The sequence below is a fragment of the Porphyromonas sp. CAG:1061 genome (assembly GCF_000435035.1).
Lineage (GTDB): Bacteria > Bacteroidota > Bacteroidia > Bacteroidales > Porphyromonadaceae > Porphyromonas_A > Porphyromonas_A somerae.
Genome location: NZ_HF988913.1, coordinates 25,200 through 28,055 on the forward strand (window position 1 = coordinate 25,200; position 2,856 = coordinate 28,055).

Annotated in this window: 4 protein-coding genes; 1 reads left to right on the forward strand and 3 read right to left on the reverse strand. The window is 46.3% G+C overall.

The window, feature by feature from the left end:
* The 3 genes from QVO39_RS04695 to QVO39_RS04705 all read right to left on the reverse strand — a co-directional run.
* The coding region (locus tag QVO39_RS04695; protein ID WP_288171771.1) for a beta-keto acid cleavage family enzyme at nucleotides 1-546 on the reverse strand (546 nt) is incomplete at its 3' end.
* A gap of 6 nt (nucleotides 547-552) precedes the next feature.
* Nucleotides 553-954 (reverse strand): 3-aminobutyryl-CoA ammonia lyase, encoded by a 402-nt coding sequence (kal, locus tag QVO39_RS04700; RefSeq protein ID WP_021903221.1) that lies wholly within the window; start codon nucleotides 952-954, stop codon nucleotides 553-555.
* Nucleotides 955-972: 18 nt separating this feature from the next.
* The gene (locus tag QVO39_RS04705) at nucleotides 973-1,617 is read right to left on the reverse strand and encodes a CoA transferase subunit A (RefSeq protein WP_018027929.1); all 645 of its coding nucleotides are present in this window, start codon (nucleotides 1,615-1,617) and stop codon (nucleotides 973-975) included.
* A 748-nt stretch (nucleotides 1,618-2,365) separates the two neighbouring features.
* Here QVO39_RS04705 and rpmH point away from each other — a divergent pair.
* Complete coding sequence (gene rpmH, locus QVO39_RS04710; protein ID WP_021903222.1) at nucleotides 2,366-2,506, forward strand: 50S ribosomal protein L34; 141 nt, start codon at nucleotides 2,366-2,368, stop codon at nucleotides 2,504-2,506.
* Nucleotides 2,507-2,856: the final 350 nt, after the last annotated feature.

Here is a 2,856-nt window from a genome sequence, read left to right on the forward strand (position 1 = left end):
AGAGGCCGATGAAGCACCTGGTACTCCTAGCACAAAGTTAAACTGCATGGGGTGCCCTGGAGCTTCACCACGGCGAGCCATCTGAAGGGCTGCCTCAAGGTGTCCCATATCAAAGCACTCATACTCTGGCTTGATATTATTCTCGAGCATCCGCTTACCAAAAGCCCTCATCATTGGTAGGGTATTCTCAAATACCTCATCACCGAAGTTCACGGTACCACAATCCAAAGTGGCCATCTCAGGCATCAGCTCGGTAGGTTGCAGGCGTTCCTCAGCCGACATACCCACAGCACCTCCCGTAGAGGGGATAATGATAACATCGGGCAGTTCACGCAAGATAGCATCCATCACCTCCTTGTAGCGAGCCTTGCTCTGAGTAGGAGTGCCATCATCCTCTCGTACATGCACGTGAAGCACAGCCGCACCAGCATCATAAGCACTCTTGGCTTCGCGCACCATCTCCTCAACGGTATAAGGGACCGCTGGATTGTGCTCCTTAGTCACTTCAGCACCACAGATTGCAGCAGTAATGATCAGTTTATCCATGATAGCTTACTTTCCTTTGCGTTGACAGTCCTTGGGCACTACACAAGTACCACTAGCTCTACAAACTACAATAGGCTCCTCCAGCACATCGGCAGCCGAAGCACTGATATCTGTACGAGGGCTGATCACCTTACGTGCCTCGAAGACCATCTTGCGAGAGGAGTTACCTGCACTCACAATCTCCCCAACAGCCTCAATGTAGTCACCGGCATGGACAGGTGCCTTGAACTCTACATTGTCATAAGCCACAAAAAGGCCCTCATCACCATCATTCATAATGAGCAACTCGGTAGCCACATCGCCAAAGAGCTGTAGCATACGTGCTCCATCCACTAAGTTACCACCATAGTGTGCATCACCGCTACTCATGCGGAGGCGGATCATCGACTTTAGATTATTATTCTCCATATATCTAAATGCTCTACTTTATTCAATAATATAATCAACCAAAATGCCTGAAGTATGAATAGCCTCAGGAGCGATCTCACCCGTAGGTACCTTATGCTCAATCTCAGCTACTACAGTATCAGCAGCCATTGCCATAAGGGGTTGGAAGTTTTGAGTAGTTCCCTTGTAAACTAGATTGCCCATCTCGTCACCGATACTCCCTTTGATAAAGGCAAATTCGGCTCTTAGTGGCTTCTCAAGGAGGTATTCAACACCATCTACCGTCACCTTTTCCTTACCATCGGCTACAATAGTACCGAGGCCGGTAGTGGTCAATACGCCACCAAGGCCACAACCTCCGGCCCTAATCTGCTCGGCAAGGGAGCCTTGTGGACAGAAGTGGATCGTCAGCTCGCCACTATTCATCTGCTCAGCAGTGTGAGGATTGGTGCCGATATGCGATACATAGAGCTCTTTAACCTGATGATTGGCGATAAGGCGTCCGCACCCTAGCTCAGGATAAGAGGTGTCATTGACAATCATTGTGAGATCCTTCACCCCACTCTCTACCAGTGCGTCAATGATCTTCTCGGGGGTACCATTACCAAGGAACCCGCCCACCATGATGCTCATACCATCGTGAAACTTCTCTTTAAGTTGAGATAAACTAATACCTTTACTCATAGCTTGATATATTTATTATAGGTGTATTATTTGTCCAAAATCCAAGTTGCAACCCAAGAGACAGACAAGCTCGTACTACCTCCTGAAACCTTTAATAAAAGGGGTGGTTTTTTCTGTGGTACACCCTTTACAAAAGTCCTTTTACAACCGTCCCTCAAAAATACAGAAAAAATTAGTAATTGCCTAAGAAATTGAGCGGATTCGCTCAAAAATTACATTTTGGAGGGGAGAAGGGCTTTTACCACTTGAATAAATATCAAAACCGATACCTTATCCTACAGCCAGTAGTAAGATAGGTAAAAACGGGCAAAAAGGAACAGACTAGAGGAGGCTCAAACAGTCTCTAAAATCAGTGCCCTATCAAAGCAAATGTTTAGTTGCAACTAACCGATCGACGAGTTGCAACTAAGCAATTGGCGAGTTGCAACTAAACTGACCCCCAAATAGAGCTCTGTGTATCAGGTAGTTACAAAAGCACTTTCTGCGCCATTTCAATCCACCCTCTTTCACCCTACTTCTCACCTCAAAACCGATAGAAAAAGGACCTCGCAGAGGTCCCAACAAAGCACCCCTCAGGGTGCTCTTATGCCCATATTGGCTGACGTTCAATCAAATCTAATTCCTATTGTCGTAACTTTCTATCGCGTAATTCCTAATAGAGGTTGGAAAATCCATTTGCAGTTAGCAATAATTTTAGTATCTTTGCCGAACGTTTATTGACAGTAGAACTAAGTAAATACATAAAGCAATGAAGAGGACATATCAACCTTCGGTAAGGAAAAAGAAGAATAAGCACGGCTTCCGTGCTCGTATGGCTACCGCAAATGGTAGACGTGTACTAGCAGCCCGTCGTGCTAAGGGACGTGCTAGACTGACTGTTTCTGAGTAAAATCTAGGAAACAGCAGGACTTCTTCGCATAGGGGAGCACTTATTATAAGAATAGGTGTGTTGAGATGCTATATCTCGACACACCTATTTTTTATATGTCTATTGCACGATGCATATTACTTTTAATCTTGATTTTATGCTAGACAATGTCTTAGATCAAGTTGTCCGACCTCCCACAAGGGGAGGTCGTAGGGGTGGGTAGGTGATTACCGTATTCCCCCGGTCGTTCGGGCAAGCCCTCCGACCAAGGGCTAGGATCCGTCCGACCGCAAGCGGTCGTTTGATCAGTCCAAAACAATTGACGCTTCGTCTAATTATTAATGACCTCCCCTCGCGGGAGGTCAGACGGA